Origin of the sequence: Pseudomonas sp. GL-B-12 (assembly GCF_019955895.1) — a bacterium.
GTDB lineage: Bacteria > Pseudomonadota > Gammaproteobacteria > Pseudomonadales > Pseudomonadaceae > Aquipseudomonas.
On record NZ_JAHBCX010000011.1, the window covers coordinates 432411 to 448468 of the forward strand.

The following is a 16058-nucleotide window of genomic DNA, read 5'->3' on the forward strand; positions in this document are numbered from 1 at the left end:
CAACAGCGCACCGTGATACGCACCAAGTGAGTCCATGCGATAGCCTTCGTCGTCCAACAACTCAAACCAGGCTTCCGGCTCTTTGGTTTTCCTGTTGTCGCTCATTGTTCATTCTCACCACTTCTGAATCTCCGGTTGCTTCGGCCAGGGCTTCCAGCAGCGCTTGTGTGTGATCTATGGATTCCCGTATCTCGTCAAACGCGTGATCCAGCGCCTGTCCGCTATCCGGCACCTGCCCACCGCTCAGGGCTTTCTGAATGCTCAATTCATCGTGTTTGAACTGACTGACGTTGGCGCGCAATGCCACGAGACGAAGTGATATTTGTGAAAGATAGTATCTGCGTCGCTGAATCATGATGGTGCTCCCGACGAAAGCCTTATTAGTCCTCTATTAATTAAGAGTGACGCTTTCGCTGAGTGTTCAGTGTTGTGGACTGAGTCGGATGCACCCATGAACGTAAATCTGTGAACACTTGACTCCATAGGCCGTACGAAAAGCCAATGCTGGTTGGGACATAGATCGCCGATGAACAGTGAACATCGCCCACAAGTTAAATCAAGTATTACTCAATAGATGCGCATAGGTCCTGTCCGTTTTCCTAACTTCCGCTTTCCTCTTGGCATACATCTCCAGCAATCGACGCTTGATCCGTCTGATCAAGGCCGGCGCAGCGAACTTCGCCTACGGGCACCGAAGGACTCTATAGATCTCAGAAATCACCTGCATCGTTGCGTCTTCGATCGTTCCTTCGTTACGGCATAAAACCCAGCCGTGATCTGCAATTGCTTGCTCGAACGCCTTGGTACAAGCGACATGTTCTTCCAGCTTATGGATCACGGTACTGCCCAGCCCACGCCGTCGTGTCGCTGCCCTTGCCCACGAAATATCAGGGGTGGTGACAACCCCGACATGCAGGTCTGGTACTCGCACGTTTCGATCAATGTTCAACTGTAGAATCTCAGCAAACGGGACTATCCGGCGAAACGCGGCATCAGACGGGTACCAGCGATCGATCAAGATGATGCTGTCTGGTGGCTGTTTAGTCAGCACGTGCCGGGAAATCCAGGTACGGCTATCAGCAAAGCGCTCACAAACCCTCAACTCCAAATCCCGGGTGGGATTTCTGACGAGCTTGTTAACGAGGGTCATTGTTTCACCCCTATAGGGATCGCTTTTTTTCTCGCAAAGTCGGATCACCTTTTTGTTGTCTGCCCTTAGTACTTTCGTCACGGCTTCCAACAGTGTGGTTTTGCCGGCTCCCTTGGGCCCATCTAGAGAAACAAACAGCGGACGATTCATTCTTCGCATAACGATTGAGATACGGTTTTTTTGCCCGGTTCGTTCGCTGGAACCGCTTGGCGCGACTACGCGAATCGAGTGGAGGGACCTAATGAACAGACATTGATGAACACTCTAACTTGGTTTCTGACTAACGGGTCTCAAAATCCAGGGTTATAGCCGCTTATGAGCATCGGTCATCGCGCACAAGTTAAATGATGTGTAAGGCTCTTTAGAGCAATCAATTGGAATTGACCCGGCGTCAGTCTGCATCACTGCCAGTGCTCACATAGCTTAACCAGCTCATCGACCACATACCTGACCTTCGGCCGCAGATGTGACACCTTTGGCCATACGGCATGCACATCGACAGCTTCTGGTTCATACACTTGCAGAACCTCCACCAGTCTGCCCGCCTCGATATCGTCCTGGAACAGGCTGCGTGGCATCTGGCACAAACCGGTGCCGGCGACCGCCGCGAGAATCATGGCTTCCCCGTCGCCAATCTGATGGGTCGACGGTGGCGCGTATCGTACGGTCTGCCCCGCCTGCATGACCCGCCACGACAGCGGCTGGCCGCGTCGATGCCCGACAATGCAACGGTGCTGGCTCAGGTCTTCCAGGGTCTGCGGAATGCCAAAGCGCGTCAAATAGTCGGGGGCGGCACAAATGGCCCAGCGTTGTCGGGTCAGCCGCCGCGCCACCAGACCGCTGGTGTCTTGCAGTTCTCCAAAGCGGACCAGCAAATCGATGCCCTCCTCGAAGGGATCAACCAGGTGGTCAGAAAACGTCAGGTTAAGTTGCAGAGCCGGGTATTTGTTGGCGATCTCAAACAGCAACGGGGCTACGACCCGACGCCCGAATGCCACAGGAATGTCTACTCGCAGGCGTCCGGAGGGCTGACCAGCGCGGGGGCCCAATCCGCTCTCTGCAGCACCAATCTCCTCAAGGGCGGTAGAGCACGCCACGAAATAAGCCTCACCATCCGCGGTCAGGGAAATCCGGCGAGTGGTGCGATGAAACAGCTGTGTACCCAAGCGCTCTTCCAGACGCGCAATGGCTTTGCCTACGGCTGATTTTGACAGCCCCAAGCGCTCGGCAGCCTGAGTGAAGCTAGTCGAGCGCGCGGCTACGACGAACGTGATGACGCCCTGAAACGAATCGATAGGAACCATGCCTGCTCGCCGATTGTAGAGTTTTAATCTACCCAGATTATAGCTTGAGGCCGTTTATCGCCAGCACACTCAACAGTAGGATGAGTTCTAGAAAGACAACGGTGCACATCACGCACCTCTCTCCAGGTCAATGCCCCAAGAGGACACCATCATGCCCGTCGTACGTGTGAGCTGGTTCGAAGGTAAAGAACACGCACAAAAAGCCGCTGTGGCCGCAGATATCACTGAAAGCATCGTTAAACACACCGGTACCGATGCCAACTACATCTATGTCATTTTTGAAGACGTAGCGGCTTCGGATTGGGCGGGTGCAGGCAAACTGTTTGGCGACGCGCCCGAGAAACCCTGACCGCCTTCAGCACCGAATGCATCGGCTTGGCCAGCGATGCATCCTCACCAGGCTTTTTATGAAGCCTCTGACACAAGGGCTACGCCGTAGTCAGTCACGTAGACACCACCTTCGCACCATTCGGCAAGCGTTTCCTCGAGCTGTGCACCGTTACCAGCTTGGTGGTCTACGGCACACCGGATGCAGAAATCCGCAAACGCCTTGATCCGTTCGGGGCGGTGTACATGACCCCTTTCGACGGTTTCAGCCGCTGAGTTCAATGAAGGCGCAGGCTCGACGGCAACAACCGGGACTGCGCACATCCCCTTCCCTGCACAGAGATCCCCATGTCCGGTATTGCTGAAGTTATTAAGTCCCGAATTTCCGCCAACAGCTACGACACTGAACGTCAGTTGACGGATCAACAAATTGCCGAGCTGATCGATTTGGCAACGCACGCCCCCTCCGCCTTCAATCTTCAAAACTGGAAGTTCCTGGCGGTACGCAGCACCGAAGCAAAGGCGCGATTGCTGCCATTGGCCTTCGGTCAACAAAAGGTCATGGATTCAGCCGTGACCTTTATTGTCTGTGGCACCCTCAATCCCCATGAAACCCTGCCATCAGCCCTGAAGCCGACGCTGGATGCAGGGATCATTGATCAGGCGATCTACGACATGTGGGTTGGCGCCGCTCAAGGCATGTACCAGGACAACCCGCAGTTACAACGCGACGAAGCGATCCGCTCAGGCTCGCTGGCGGCCATGACCCTGATGCTGGCCGCCAAAGGACAAGGCCTTGTTTCGACACCCATGATCGGGTTCGACCAGTCGGCAGTGGCACAAGCATTCTGTCTTTCCGCTACGGAGATTCCGGTGATGTTGATCACCGTTGGCTACCCTGGCTCGGCTAACTGGCCGCAAAAGCCCCGTAAAGCTGTCAACGACGTTCTGCAGTTCGTGTAAGCAGTGCTGCCGGCGATAGCCAGGTACAACCTGGCTTCGCTGGCTGTTGCTGATCGACTCGCAACCACCACATGCCAGGGGCTGTGAACCATTGATTGCTGAATCCAAATCACACTCTTCGTTACGCGCGATTCTGACCGCTGCCTGTTTAGGGTTTCTTGTCGTTCAACTTGATGTCAGCGTCGTAAACGTCGGCCTTGGCGCACTCAAAAATGCGTTCGGCACCGACCTCACGGGCTTGCAGTGGGTCATTAACAGTTACGCGCTGCCTTTTTCTGCGTTGCTCATCCTGGGAGGCGCATGGGGTGACAAATGGGGAGCAAAATCTGTCTTTGCGGCGGGTTTCGCTATCTTTACCTTCGCCTCTATCGGTTGTGGTCTCGCCGACAGCATGACCATGCTGATCACGATGCGGGTCGTGCAGGGCATCGGCGCCGCCTTCCTGATACCGACCTCCCTTACTCTGATTCGCGTGTCATTTCACGACCCCGATGCACGTCGTGCCGCTGTTGCGCTCTGGGGCGCCTGTGGGGGTGTCGCCTTGGCCGCCGGTCCCGTGATCGGCGGCCTGATGATCGAGTACTTCGGCTGGCGAAGCGTATTTCTGCTGAATATTCCGATCGGCCTGCTGGCTGTCGGGCTGATCCTGCGTTACGCCCCCGCCTCCCCTCGGATTGATAAGCACGTCGATATTCCAGGGCAAATCAGTATTGCGATTTGCCTGGCGTCACTGACCTATGGCATGACCGAATCCAGTGCCAAAGGTTGGGTAAGCGAAACACTCACCGCGATTGCAATTGCCACGATTAGTGCGGCGGCATTTGTTCTGATCGAGCGTCGGGAAAAGCATCCGATGCTGCCCGCTCACCTGGCAAAAAACAAAGTGCTGGGGAGCATGGCGCTTGCAGGCGCTGCGATCAATCTGATCGTTTTATGGAACGGTCTTCGTTTTCAGTATTTACTTTCAAACCTTCCTGCACTACGACGCATTCAAAACGGGGTTGTCGTTTATCCCGCTGACGGCGGTGCTGACATTTTCTACGATGCTCTCGTCTAGGTTCGCCAGGCGGTTCAGTGCCACTCGTATTATCACGACGGGTTTCACGGTTCAGATCGTCGGATTCATCGCGCTTTCGCAAACCACTTCCAATAGCTCGCTCTGGTCGCTCAATGATGCGTTGATGCTGGTGGGAATTGGCAGCGCCATGTCAGTACCGTTCATTACCAACTCGATGCTGTCCTCGGTCACACAGCATGACGCGGGCATCGCCTCCGGCCTGATGGCCTCCGCCAGGCAACTGGGCGGTGTAATTGGCGTCGCTGTCTTCGGCACGATGATCGCCCATGCGGATAAAGCCGCTTTTTCTGCCGGGCTATCGCGCTCGATGCTGTTTTCAGCGTTGGTCCTGGCAATCTGCATCGCCGTAAACCTGTACGCAGCCTCAGCTCGGCGTCGATAAATGCCGGTATGGATGAGAGTCGCGCCCTTGCACCCTGAATCAACTGCGCCATTTCTTCAACTGGATGGGATTGCACTTTGAAATACCCACTGAACAATCAATCGCTTCTCTCGCTGCTCGGCGAAGACTTTCACTTTCCCCATGAAATCCCTGGTCAACGGGTTCGGGTTTCTGACTTTGAAGGCCTGAAACTCAACAGCTTTGTCACCAGCGACGGTGTCAACCTCGCCTATTGGGAAGCCGGTGCGGGCACGCCGTTGATTTTCATCTCGGGTTGGTCAGCCAACGGTGCGTTGTATTTCCACCTCATGCACATCCTCAGCCAGCATTATCACGTGTACGTGCTGGATGTCAGAAACCAGGGGCTCTCCGAAAAGGTAGCCTTTGGCAACCGGATTTCCCGATATGCCATGGACGTTAAAGAGTTTGCAGATCACCTGGGGCTGTCCCAAGCCGATTACTGCGGGTGGTCGATGGGCGCGTCAATCCTCTGGGCCTATATCGACCTGTTCGGTACACAAGGCATACGCACGCTGAGCATCATTGACCAGGCGCCCTCGGTTTATTGTCATGAAGACTGGACCGAACAGGAGCGACTGCAAGCCGGGGCGTTCACCACCTCGCCAGAGCGCATGATTGCGTCCTACGCCAAAGGAGCGCCTACCAACCAACTGATCAGCGCAACTCGGGTACTGGAACGGGCCATTGCCCTGGACTCACCCTACTTTCACAACGCAATAAGCCTTGCTCAGGCCGTTGTGAAGGATGACATGGCATTTATGGAGCGCGTGCTGTTCGATCACGTCACCAACGATTGGCGGGATGTCATCCAGACAAAGATTGATGTTCCAACCGCCATTTTCACCGGCGAATACAGCGACTGGCTGGACAGCCAACGTTGGATGAATTCGGTCGTCGCGGGATCTGTGCTGCATGTGTACACCAAGGCCGAACAGGGCGATCACTTCCTGGCGTTAAAAAATCCGGAAAAATTCGCGACCGACCTGCGAGGCTTTCTGGATAAGTGCTGAGTCAGACACTATTTGGCGACATCCACTCTACTGTTCCCATTGAGGGTGGGCAAATCGCTCAGCCAGAAAGTTGATCAGCACCCGGACCTTGGTCGCCAAGTGCTTGCGGGTGGGATAGACCACGTAGATACCCAGTTCGACGGACTGGTACTCAGGCAGGATCTCAACAAGGATCCCGGCCCGCAAATCCTCGGCCACCATGAAGCTGGGCTGCAAGGCAATGCCGCCCCCCGCCAAGGCAATACTGCGACAGGTATCGCCATTGTTGCAGCGAACAATCGAGCGGGTGCGCACACTTTCGCTGCCACCAGGGCCCATAAACTGCCATTCATTGCCGCTGGCGAAGTTGGTATACGCAATCACTCCGTGCTCTGTCAGGTCCGCCAACGTGCGCACTTGTGGATGGCTCGCCAGATAGTCGGGTGAAGCGCACAGACACATTCGCGTGCCCGCCAGTCGGCGCCCTATCAAGGAAGAGCTTTCCATGCGGGCAATACGAACAGCGGCGTCGAAGCCCTCCTCCACAAGATCCACCAGTCGGTCGTTCAAGCTGATGTCCAACTCGACGTTGGGGTAAGCCTTCATGAAGTCGCCCCATAGCGGCGCCAAGTGCAGCACACCGAAACTGACCGGTGCATTCACTCGTAAAACGCCACTGGGTTCTGGAGCGGTGGACGATACGGCCTCCTCGGCCTGATCCATGAGCGCCAGGACTTCACGCGCTTGGTGGTAAAACTGGCGCCCCTCCTCCGTCAATGAAAGCCGGCGGGTCGTGCGATGCAGAAGCCGCGCACCGAGGCGTTCTTCAAGGCCGCTCACGTAGCGTGAAATCGCCGCTTTCGACATTCCCAAGGGTTCGGCCGCCCCGACAAAACTGCCTTTATCGACCACGGTGCAGAAGACCTGCATCTCCAGCGCTCTGTCCATCATTGTCTCGATAAGTGGAACGGTTAGTCGCATTTGGCCTTATTTATCTCGATATCTCAATCTATAAACTGAGCCCATCGATACGCACATCAACTTAAATGAGGTCGCGATGAAAATTACAGTAGTGGGTACGGGCAACATGGGTTCGGCGTTCGCCAAACAATTGTCCAGTGTCGGCCATATCGTTCGGATCACAGGCCGCGACATCGACAAGGCCAAAACCCTAGCCGCTCAATTTGACAATGTCAGCGCTTATCCGGCTGCAGAAGCACTGGGTGACAGCGACATCGTTGTTGTTGCAACCGCCTATGAAGATGCCGCCAAAGCACTGCAAAGCCTGGGCGATCTGACGGGCAAGGTAGTCATCGACATCACCAACCCACTGAGCGCCGACTACATGTCGCTGACCATCGGTCACGTGACGAGCGCTGGTGAAGAAATTGCCAAAGCAGTGCCTCAAGCCCACGTCGTTAAAGCGTTCAATACGTTGTTCGCCCAAATGCTTGCCGACGGCCCGACATTCGCCAATGACCAGCGCGGCAGCGTGTTCGTCGCCAGCGACAGCGAGCGCGCCAAACAGACCGCTACCGCCATGGCACAGAGCCTGGGTTGGAACACGGTGGACGCGGGTGGACTGATCAATGCCCGTTACCTGGAGCCATTGGCAGGTCTGAATATCTACCTCGGTTACGGCGCTGGCCTGGGCACTTCAATCGCCCCTGTCTGGCTTAACAAGTAATTCGTCAGGAGCATTTACCATGAACACTTCGTTCCCCCTGTTGTTTGTGTCTCATGGTGCTCCAATGTTTGCCATCGAGCCTGGTCTGGCGGGTCAACGTCTGGCCGAACTCGGTCGCGAACTGCCGCGACCTGATGCCATCGTCATCCTCTCTCCGCACTGGATGACCCGCGGCGAAATCAGCGTTACGGCGAGCACCGCCCCTGAAACCATCCACGATTTCGGCGGATTTCCCGACGCCTTGTACCAGTTGCGCTACCCCGCTCCGGGGGCTCCGGCTCTCGCCGCTCATATCGTGGGTCTGCTGCAGAATGCGGGATGGAAGTCGCGGCTTGACGCCCGTCGAGGTCTGGACCACGGCGCTTGGGTGCCTCTGCTGTATCTGGCCCCTGAGGCAGACATACCGGTCGTTCAGGTATCGATGCCTGCCGGCCTCGACACCTACCATGCATGGAAATTGGGCAAAGCCCTCACGCCACTGCGCGATATGAAAGTGTTGATCGTGGCTTCCGGAAGCCTGACCCATAACTTGTATGAGTTTCGGGGGGCTGCCAGCCATGAGGCTCACTACGTGAAAGAGTTTGCTGCCTGGACAGCCCAAAACCTGCAGGCGAGCAACACCGATTTGCTACTGGACTATATGCAGCACGCCCCTTCTGCAGAACGTGCCCACCCGACTGATGAGCATTTTTTACCGTTGCTCATCGCCCTTGGTGCGGCCGGCGAACGGTATGAAACGCGTGTCCTGGAAGGCGGCGTGAGCTACGGAGTGCTGGCGATGGACAGCTACCTGTTTACCTCGAACGACAATGATGGATCTGAATCCATTCAACTCAGTTAAGGCATGACAGACCATGGGTGACATTACATTTTCTGAAGCGGCCCGCGAGCCGCAAACGGGCCTGTTTTTCCGCAAAGGGTGCAGCACTTCGGCCCCCAGGGGCCGCCTGCTTTTACTGCATGGTGTCGGTTCAAACGAAGCGAATCTCGCCTCATTGGCCGCATCGCTGCCCGAAGAACTGGAAGTGATTCTGCTGCGCGGTCCGCTGCAAGTTGGCCCACAGGGTTTCGCCTGGTATCAGGTGAACTTCACCAGCAACGGCCCTTCGTTCAATCAAGAGCAAGCAGAGTCCAGTCGGCAACTGTTGCAGCGCTTCATCGAAGCACTGCCCAAGTTGCCGACCGTGATCGCCGGCTTCAGCCAGGGCGGCATCATGAGCGCGAGCCTTGGGGTCACCGAGCCCGAGCTGGTTGCCGGTTTCGCAATATTGAGCGGCCGGATGCTGCGCGAACTTGCCCCCCGGATCGCTTCCGCCGATCGGCTCAGTTCCATCCGCGCGTTCATCGCCCATGGCCATCAAGACAACATCCTGCCAGTGGCTTGGGCGAAAGAGTCGGACGCCTGGCTGGATCGAATCGGCGTCGCCCACGAAACGCATTTCTACGACATGGCCCACGAGATCGTCACTGAAGAACTGGCGGATTTCTCGCAATGGCTGACCCACACGCTGTCACTCTCCAAATAAACAAAGGAACCACACCATGATCGACTCACGCACCGCTCCGTATGCCGCACTCGTTATGCGCCTGGCCCTCGGCATCATGTTCATTGCTCACGGCCTGACCAAAGTGCTTGTGTTCACCCCAGCAGGCACCGCAGGCTTTTTTGAATCCATCGGTTTCCCGGGCTTCCTGGCCTACCCGGTCATGGCCTTTGAAGTCATCGGCGGCTTAATGCTGGTGCTGGGTGTCTATGCGCGCTGGGTGGCCGCTCTGGCGGTGGTTCAACTGTTCGTTGCCGCGACCGTCCACTTCGGCAATGGCTGGAGCTTCACCAACGCCAATGGCGGCTGGGAATATCCTGTCTACCTGGCGGCGACAGCACTGGTCGTCGCGTTGCTGGGTGACGGCGCCATGGCGACAAAAGCATCCAGCAAAGCGTAAGTCACTGCTGGCGCAAATTCTGCCGACGCCCTCCCCCCAGCGCGTCGGCGGTTTGCGCTTGGGTCACCGTAACGAATCACGTCAGGCGCGAAGTCATAAAGCTCACGAAGGCCTTTATCTTGGGCAACGGCTGGCGACTGGATGGCCAGAGAATGCTGAAGGTGCGTGGTCGCGAACGTAGCGGTCCAATACCGGCACCAATCGTCCGTCAGCGATGGCGTCCTCGACAAAAAAATCAGGGAGGCAAGCTATTCCCTGCCCCGCCTTAGCCATTGCCAGCAACGGTTCAATCGCGTTGGCGGTAGCCGACTGTCCCAATTCAACAATGGCCTGCCCCTTTTTTGCCACCAGAGGCCAAGCGTCGAGTTTACCGCTGGTGGTGTATCGGTAACGCAGGCATGAATGGCTGGACAGTTCCGATGGCCGTGAAGGAATACCCCGTAGTGAAAGATAGTGTGGAGACGCCACCAGGCGATGACTGTAGCCGTTGAGCTTGCGCATCATCAGCCGCGAGTCTTCAACCTCACCGATACGTATCACGGCATCGAAACCCTCCTCGATCACGTTGACCAATCGATCACTCGGGCGACTTCCTGCAGCAAACGTAAAACGATCTGCTTGCGGCGTGGATCGCCTTCGGTGTTGTCCAGTCCCGAGGCTTGTCGGAAGAATTGCTGCAATTGCGGCAGTTGAGAAATTTTTACTGTCATCTTGATTCACCTGATCTTATTGGTATTCACGAACGAAGAGAGCCGCTGGATGCTCCCTCCGTGCATGTCGGTTCAAGTCGTTAGGCAAGTGCTCGCCAACCCAACTGGGCACGAGCCTCTTGAAGGTCGGACTGCATATCGTGATTCCACAGCCAGCCGAAACGCTCTGCGAGGGTTTTTCCCAGCAGTTGTTCATCATCGGCTACGACTGGATCACGCAGTTCATAAAGCTCCCCGGCTTCCCAGGAGGTACGCTGTACACGACAGGCACGTGGACGACGAATTGCGTCATAAGCCGCGAGCACCGCTTGTGGCTGGCTGTCCAGGACCTGCGGATCGGCCAGCAATCGCGCCAGAAGCCAGGCGTCTTCCAACCCCTGACCTGCGCCAGCGCCCTGGTGCGGCAACATTGCATGCGCAGCATCGCCGATCAGCCCCGCGCGGCCGTGCACGTAGCCTGGCAACTCATCGAGTTCATGCAGAGCCCATAGGGTGGGTGCCGGAATGCATTCGAGCAGCACCCGTGCAGCGTCTCCCCAATGATTGAAGGCAGAGAGCATTTCTTCCTGGCTGGCATTGCGCACCCATGGAGAATCGCTTGGCCAGGTTGGATCAGGGCGACTGCGATCGGAAATGAAGGCCACAACGTTGATAAGCCGGCCTTGTTTAACGGGGAATGTCAGGATATGTGCATCAAGACCCAAGTACATCTGCGGGACGTCGACCAAGTGCTCATCGACACCCCGAGCCCGGTAGGCTGCGCGCAGCTGTTGGCTGTCGATCATCCCACGGTAGGCGCAAGTACCACTGAAACGCGGTGCCACAAGGGGTTGGCCAAGACCGTTGAGAACATGATCACGAATTGTAGACTTGATACCGTCCGCGGCGATCAATAGATCGCAGCGATGCTCAGTGCCATCGGTGAAAAGGACGCGAGCCTGCTCGGCATCCTGCTCCACGCTGACGGCGCGTTTACCGAATTGGGCGATCCCTTCGGGCAACTGGCTGGCCAGAGCATCGAGGAAGTCAGCACGGTGTACCGAAGACTGCCCTACCCCTTCAGCCAGGCTTGCGCCTAGATAGCCGGCATCTTCACCACGACGCCATTCGAACCAGATGTCCTGCCAGGGGTCCTGCGTTTGGTCGGCAATCTTGCGGTAGGGTTCGGCAATACCCAGACCCGCGATGGCACGAACGGCATTGGCGCCGAAGGAGACACCTGCTCCGACCTCGCCAAAGGCTGGAGCCGCTTCGAACAACTGCACGCTCAGATGGGAATGACGGCACAGGTCCAGGGCCAGAGCCACGCCGGCAATACCACCGCCAACAATACCGATGTGCAATTTAGATTGAGAAGTACGCATAGCAAGTTACCCATGAGGCTGATTGTTATTGGAGTAACCAAATCATCGCCATCTGAGTGCTATTGATAAATACCGCAACTCCCATACATGCCATCACGAGTGTGAATATTACTTCTCAGGACGAGCAGTTATTGGCCAAACGAGCCCCTCCTTGAGCTCGCCTTTTTCTGCAATCGTTACTGCAGCACAGATTGCTTGGATGAAACGGCCTGTCGGCTTGAAGAGTTCTGAATCAGAAAGACCAGAATAGCGACGGCCCCTATCAGTCCTGGTACTGCGAAGATGAGAAAGCTCGCCTGCAGCGGCAATGAAGAAGCGTGCAGTGCGCCTCCTAACAAAGGACCGATGATGGCTCCGGTGCGACCGACGCCCATCGCCCAACCAAGCCCTGTAGACCGTATGTGCGCAGGGTAATACTGCACCGTGCAGGCGTTGGCCAGGATCTGCGTGCCAATGGTGCAAGCCCCAGCTATGGCGATGAGCAAATAAAGTATCGGTAACGGCGCCTTGAGCGCTAACAGGCTCAGGGCTAATGCTCCGCAACTGAAAAACGTGAACAAGACCTTTGCAATACCAATTCGGTCCCCCAGCCATCCACCGCCTACCGCTCCAATAATCGCGCCGACGTTTAACGCTACCAGAAACGCCAGGCTGGAGTTCAATCCATAGCCTGCAGCACTCATGAGTTTTGGCAGCCAGGAGCTCAATGCATAAACCATCATCAAACAACAGAAAAACGCCAACCACAGCATGAAGGTGTTTAACTTGCGTCCCTCTTGGAATAGCTGCGCAATCGACACAGTCGTGCCTTTGGCAACCATCTGGTTCAACTGCTCGTTTGCGCTTGGTTTATAAGACGGCGCAGCTTGTGCCAACAGGTTTTGGGCCTTGACGGTCTGCTCTGTGCGCAAAAGGAAATCCATCGACTCTGGCAATTGTCGTATCAGAAATGGCAACGCCAACAGAGGAATCAGCGCTACATAAAACACCGCTTGCCATCCCCATTGTGGGATCAGCACCATGCCCAGGCTCGCCGATAGCATTCCCCCTAACGAGTAGCCACTGAACATGATCGCGACCAAAGTGCTACGGGATTTCTTTGGCGCGTACTCGTTCATCAACGCGACAACGTTGGGCATTACACCCCCGATCCCAAGACCGGCGATGAATCGGCATAAGGCGAAAGCCTCGGGGCTCCGTGCCAGGCCGTTGATCGCTGTGACTGCGCTGAAGATGGCGACACACATCATGATGGTTTTTCGTCGGCCTATACGATCCGACAGTGAACCGAAAAACAGAGCGCCCAACATCATGCCCACCAGCGCGCAACTGCCTAGCGCTCCAGCCTGCAACGAACTGAGGCCCCACTCGGACATCAGTGAAGGCAACACGACCCCATAGATGACCAGATCATAACCGTCGAAAATGATGATGAGCGCGCACCAGAACAGCAAGCGCGCATGGAAGGCATTGAAACGTGCCCCGTCAATCAGGGCTGATACATCAATCGTACGCATGGCATCGCTCTTCTTGTCATTGTTATAGAGCCGGAGGATCTGACTCCTCCGGAAATTTCGCAGTGCCCAATGGTGTTACGCAGAGCGTTCAGCACTGGACATGGATTCGATCATGGGCAAACGATCGACCGTGATAAATGCAGCCAGGTGAATAGGCATTATTTCGAGCGTGAATAAAGATCGAAGGGGAGCAAAAGTCCCATCGATCTCACGATGGACGCGGCGGTCTGGCACTTGTTAGGCTTTGGCTCTTGCAGCGGCGATTTCAGAGCGGTGCAGACCCAACGGTGGGCAAAGATTTATAGCCCTTATGAGCGCGCAATCTGCACGAGGCGTTATGGAATTACGTGAACTGGATCTCAATCTACTTCTGGTATTTAACCAACTGCTGATTGACCGCCGGGTATCGACGGCGGCAGATAATCTCGATCTGACCCAGCCCGCTGTCAGCAACGCGTTAAAGCGACTGCGTGTCGCTTTGAACGACGAGCTTTTCGTTCGCACTTATCAAGGAATGGAGCCCACGCCCTATGCCCGGCAATTGGCTGAGCCAGTTGCACTGGCCATTCAGACCTTGCGTGATGCACTGAGCCGACAGGACAAGTTTGACCCGCTCAACTGCAATCGCAGATTTACGATGGCGATGACCGACATTGGTGAAATCTACTTTATGCCGCGGCTGATGGACGCTCTGGCTGAGCGCGCTCCAGGCTGCTCGATCAGTACACTACGCAACACATCCAATACCTTGGCCGAAGGGTTGCAGAACGGTGCGATAGACCTCGCAGTTGGATTACTGCCGCACCTACAAGCAGGATTTTTTCAGCAGCGCCTGTTTCACCATCGCTATGTTTGTATTTGCCGCAAGGACCACCCGGCTACCAGGGAACCGTTAACGCTGGAACGTTTTTGCAGTTATGACCACGTTCGCGTCGTTGCGGCGAACACGGGTCACGGCGAAGTAGATACGTTTCTGGCGCGGGCCGGCATCGAGCGCAACATACGCCTCGAGGTTCCCCATTTCGTCGCAGTCGGCCACATCCTTCAACGCACCGACTTAATGGCAACAGTGCCTGAACGATTCGCCAGCAGTTGCGAACAACCCTTCGGGCTCGCGGTTCTACCGACGCCGGTGGAACTGCCTAACATCGAAATAAATTTGTTCTGGCATGCACGCTATAACAAGGACCCAGCCAATCGTTGGCTTCGCCAGCTGATGTTCGAGCTGTTTTCTGATTGAGGCGTGCCCTCAGTCCCAGTAACTTCTCAGTCTGCGCCAGGCGGACGCGGTACTAATTCCAGAAAAAAGCCTTCTATAGATAGTTGAGGGCTCCTCATGAACATTAGGCTCCATAGATCGTGTAAAAACTCAATAACGATTGAGGTTGGATCGCTCATGAACGGTAAACATCGCCCATAAATAAAATGATGTATGCGGATGAAACTGCTCCCATTGTTAGCTCTCTTGCGACTCCATGAATTTGAAACTTTCTCATCAAAATGCCGCTATGGACTTCAGTAATTTTCATTGATCGATCTCCGGAATGGTGAGGATGAGCTTCCCAATAAACCCCTTACTCAGGAATTCCTCATGCGTTTTATAAATTTCCTTTAGAGGAACGGTTGGCAGATTTGGCCTGCGCCAGTCAGGCCGCTATCAGCATGGTGCTGTCGCAGGCGGAAAATCTAATAGCCTTTAGACCGATCAACCACGTTCAAGAGAGGCATTCCCTCACGCTCTCTTCGAAGATTCTCAACTATCACCGCCACACCACCTTCAATCTGCACATCGCTTGCAATATGAGGCGTCAGGAGCACCCGGGGATGTTTCCAGAGTGGGTTGTCTTGAGTGGGAGGCTCTTGTGCCAAAACATCCAGTATGGCACCTCCCAGACGACCTTCATTCAACACAGAAAGCAGAGCTGTTTCTACAACGTGGGCGCCACGTCCCACGTTAATCAGTCCAGCTCCATGAGGCAGGCAATCGAGCCTCGCAGCATTGAGTATCCCGTCTGTTTCGGGAGTCAGTGGCAACATGTTCACAAGGATGTCGCACTGCCCTAGAAACGCCTCCAGTTCGTCCGGGCCGACGTAACAGTGGCCACCTGGCACCTCCTTCAAAGAACGATTCCAGCCACTGAGCTGAAATCCCAATGGCTGAAGGCGATCAAGCGCGGCACGTCCGAGATTGCCAACCCCCATGACACCAACACGCCGCTGTGAAGCGAGCACGATTGGTCGAGGTTGCCAGCGACCACTGCGCTGATCCTCTTGGTAAGCGAGGATGTCTCGATGCAAGGCAAGAACACCAAACAGAACATACTCGGCCATGATGTCAGCCATCGAGCTGTCTACCAGCCTTATTAGCGACACGTGAGCAGGCAAACGGGCCAGATCGAACTGGTCAACTCCAGCCCCGGCAGCGTAGAGGAGTCGAAGATTACCAAACCGCTCCGCAACGTTGGCAAGAGGCTCCCAAGCCAGGATGTAGTGCACCTCTGCCGGGTTACCGATATCAGGCCATTGGCGGAACTCTAGTTCAGGGGCGAGCGTTGACAGGCAATCTCGCCATTTCTGCGCATCGGCAGGGTCTGCCATGTATAGGATGCACATTGAAAACTC

18 protein-coding genes and 1 pseudogene are annotated in these 16058 nt (G+C 55.7%); 9 read left to right on the plus strand and 10 right to left on the minus strand.

Going from position 1 to position 16058, the window contains the following annotated elements; translation table 11 throughout:
- Window positions 1-61: 61 nt before the first annotated feature.
- From KGA85_RS08080 to KGA85_RS08090, 3 genes are all read right to left on the minus strand, one after another.
- Entirely contained in the window at window positions 62-355 is a 294-nt protein-coding gene (locus KGA85_RS08080) for a hypothetical protein (protein WP_223453760.1), read from the minus strand.
- 327 nt (window positions 356-682) lie between these two features.
- On the minus strand, window positions 683-1300 hold the full coding sequence (locus tag KGA85_RS08085) for a dTMP kinase (protein WP_223453758.1): 618 nt from the start codon (window positions 1298-1300) through the stop codon (window positions 683-685).
- 251 nt (window positions 1301-1551) lie between these two features.
- A complete protein-coding gene (locus KGA85_RS08090; RefSeq protein ID WP_223543043.1) occupies window positions 1552-2454 on the minus strand; it encodes a LysR family transcriptional regulator in 903 nt (300 codons plus the stop codon).
- 151 nt (window positions 2455-2605) lie between these two features.
- Here KGA85_RS08090 and KGA85_RS08095 point away from each other — a divergent pair, with 151 nt between their 5' ends.
- The 4 genes and pseudogenes from KGA85_RS08095 to KGA85_RS08110 all read left to right on the plus strand — a co-directional run bounded on the left by KGA85_RS08095 (window position 2606) and on the right by KGA85_RS08110 (window position 6235).
- On the plus strand, window positions 2606-2803 hold the full coding sequence (locus KGA85_RS08095) for a tautomerase family protein (protein ID WP_020723503.1): 198 nt from the start codon (window positions 2606-2608) through the stop codon (window positions 2801-2803).
- Window positions 2804-3129: 326 nt separating this feature from the next.
- Window positions 3130-3744 carry a nitroreductase family protein gene (locus KGA85_RS08100; RefSeq protein ID WP_223532466.1) on the plus strand — a complete coding sequence of 205 codons (615 nt, stop codon included), beginning with the start codon at window positions 3130-3132 and terminating at the stop codon, window positions 3742-3744.
- Window positions 3745-3835: 91 nt separating this feature from the next.
- Window positions 3836-5204: pseudogene (locus tag KGA85_RS08105) on the plus strand (MFS transporter).
- Between the two features lie 77 nt (window positions 5205-5281).
- Window positions 5282-6235: an alpha/beta fold hydrolase gene (locus KGA85_RS08110; protein WP_223453750.1), complete on the plus strand. Its 954-nt coding sequence runs from the start codon at window positions 5282-5284 to the stop codon at window positions 6233-6235.
- A gap of 27 nt (window positions 6236-6262) precedes the next feature.
- On the opposite strand, the gene KGA85_RS08115 is transcribed toward KGA85_RS08110, so the two are convergent.
- On the minus strand, window positions 6263-7162 hold the full coding sequence (locus KGA85_RS08115; RefSeq protein ID WP_223453907.1) for a LysR family transcriptional regulator: 900 nt from the start codon (window positions 7160-7162) through the stop codon (window positions 6263-6265).
- Window positions 7163-7271: 109 nt separating this feature from the next.
- Here KGA85_RS08115 and KGA85_RS08120 point away from each other — a divergent pair, with 109 nt between their 5' ends.
- The 4 genes from KGA85_RS08120 to KGA85_RS08135 are packed head-to-tail and all read left to right on the plus strand — an operon-like array spanning window position 7272 to window position 9845.
- Window positions 7272-7901, plus strand: coding sequence for an NADPH-dependent F420 reductase (locus KGA85_RS08120; protein ID WP_223453748.1), 630 nt, complete (start codon window positions 7272-7274; stop codon window positions 7899-7901).
- 19 nt (window positions 7902-7920) lie between these two features.
- Window positions 7921-8742: a DODA-type extradiol aromatic ring-opening family dioxygenase gene (locus KGA85_RS08125; RefSeq protein WP_223453747.1), complete on the plus strand. Its 822-nt coding sequence runs from the start codon at window positions 7921-7923 to the stop codon at window positions 8740-8742.
- Between the two features lie 13 nt (window positions 8743-8755).
- Complete coding sequence (locus KGA85_RS08130) at window positions 8756-9427, plus strand: alpha/beta hydrolase (RefSeq protein WP_223453745.1); 672 nt, start codon at window positions 8756-8758, stop codon at window positions 9425-9427.
- Between the two features lie 16 nt (window positions 9428-9443).
- On the plus strand, window positions 9444-9845 hold the full coding sequence (locus KGA85_RS08135) for a DoxX family protein (protein ID WP_223453743.1): 402 nt from the start codon (window positions 9444-9446) through the stop codon (window positions 9843-9845).
- A gap of 114 nt (window positions 9846-9959) precedes the next feature.
- On the opposite strand, the gene KGA85_RS08140 is transcribed toward KGA85_RS08135, so the two are convergent.
- The 4 genes from KGA85_RS08140 to KGA85_RS08155 all read right to left on the minus strand — a co-directional run bounded on the left by KGA85_RS08140 (window position 9960) and on the right by KGA85_RS08155 (window position 13436).
- Complete coding sequence (locus KGA85_RS08140; protein ID WP_317848692.1) at window positions 9960-10409, minus strand: LysR substrate-binding domain-containing protein; 450 nt, start codon at window positions 10407-10409, stop codon at window positions 9960-9962.
- Entirely contained in the window at window positions 10406-10555 is a 150-nt protein-coding gene (locus tag KGA85_RS08145) for a hypothetical protein (RefSeq protein WP_223453739.1), read from the minus strand. Before KGA85_RS08145 ends, KGA85_RS08140 begins: the two co-directional genes overlap by 4 nt.
- A gap of 80 nt (window positions 10556-10635) precedes the next feature.
- The gene (gene salA / locus KGA85_RS08150; RefSeq protein WP_223453737.1) at window positions 10636-11919 is read right to left on the minus strand and encodes a salicylate 1-monooxygenase; all 1284 of its coding nucleotides are present in this window, start codon (window positions 11917-11919) and stop codon (window positions 10636-10638) included.
- 176 nt (window positions 11920-12095) lie between these two features.
- The gene (locus KGA85_RS08155; protein ID WP_223453735.1) at window positions 12096-13436 is read right to left on the minus strand and encodes an MFS transporter; all 1341 of its coding nucleotides are present in this window, start codon (window positions 13434-13436) and stop codon (window positions 12096-12098) included.
- A 337-nt stretch (window positions 13437-13773) separates the two neighbouring features.
- On the opposite strand from KGA85_RS08155, the gene KGA85_RS08160 reads away from it, so the two are divergent.
- On the plus strand, window positions 13774-14676 hold the full coding sequence (locus KGA85_RS08160; RefSeq protein ID WP_223453734.1) for a LysR family transcriptional regulator: 903 nt from the start codon (window positions 13774-13776) through the stop codon (window positions 14674-14676).
- 154 nt (window positions 14677-14830) lie between these two features.
- Here the strand turns inward: KGA85_RS08160 and KGA85_RS31135 are convergent, their stop codons facing one another.
- Together KGA85_RS31135 and KGA85_RS08165 are read right to left on the minus strand one after the other, a co-directional pair.
- Entirely contained in the window at window positions 14831-14965 is a 135-nt protein-coding gene (locus tag KGA85_RS31135) for a hypothetical protein (protein WP_263287311.1), read from the minus strand.
- A 157-nt stretch (window positions 14966-15122) separates the two neighbouring features.
- On the minus strand, window positions 15123-16049 hold the full coding sequence (locus KGA85_RS08165) for a 2-hydroxyacid dehydrogenase (protein ID WP_223453732.1): 927 nt from the start codon (window positions 16047-16049) through the stop codon (window positions 15123-15125).
- Window positions 16050-16058 lie beyond the last annotated feature (9 nt).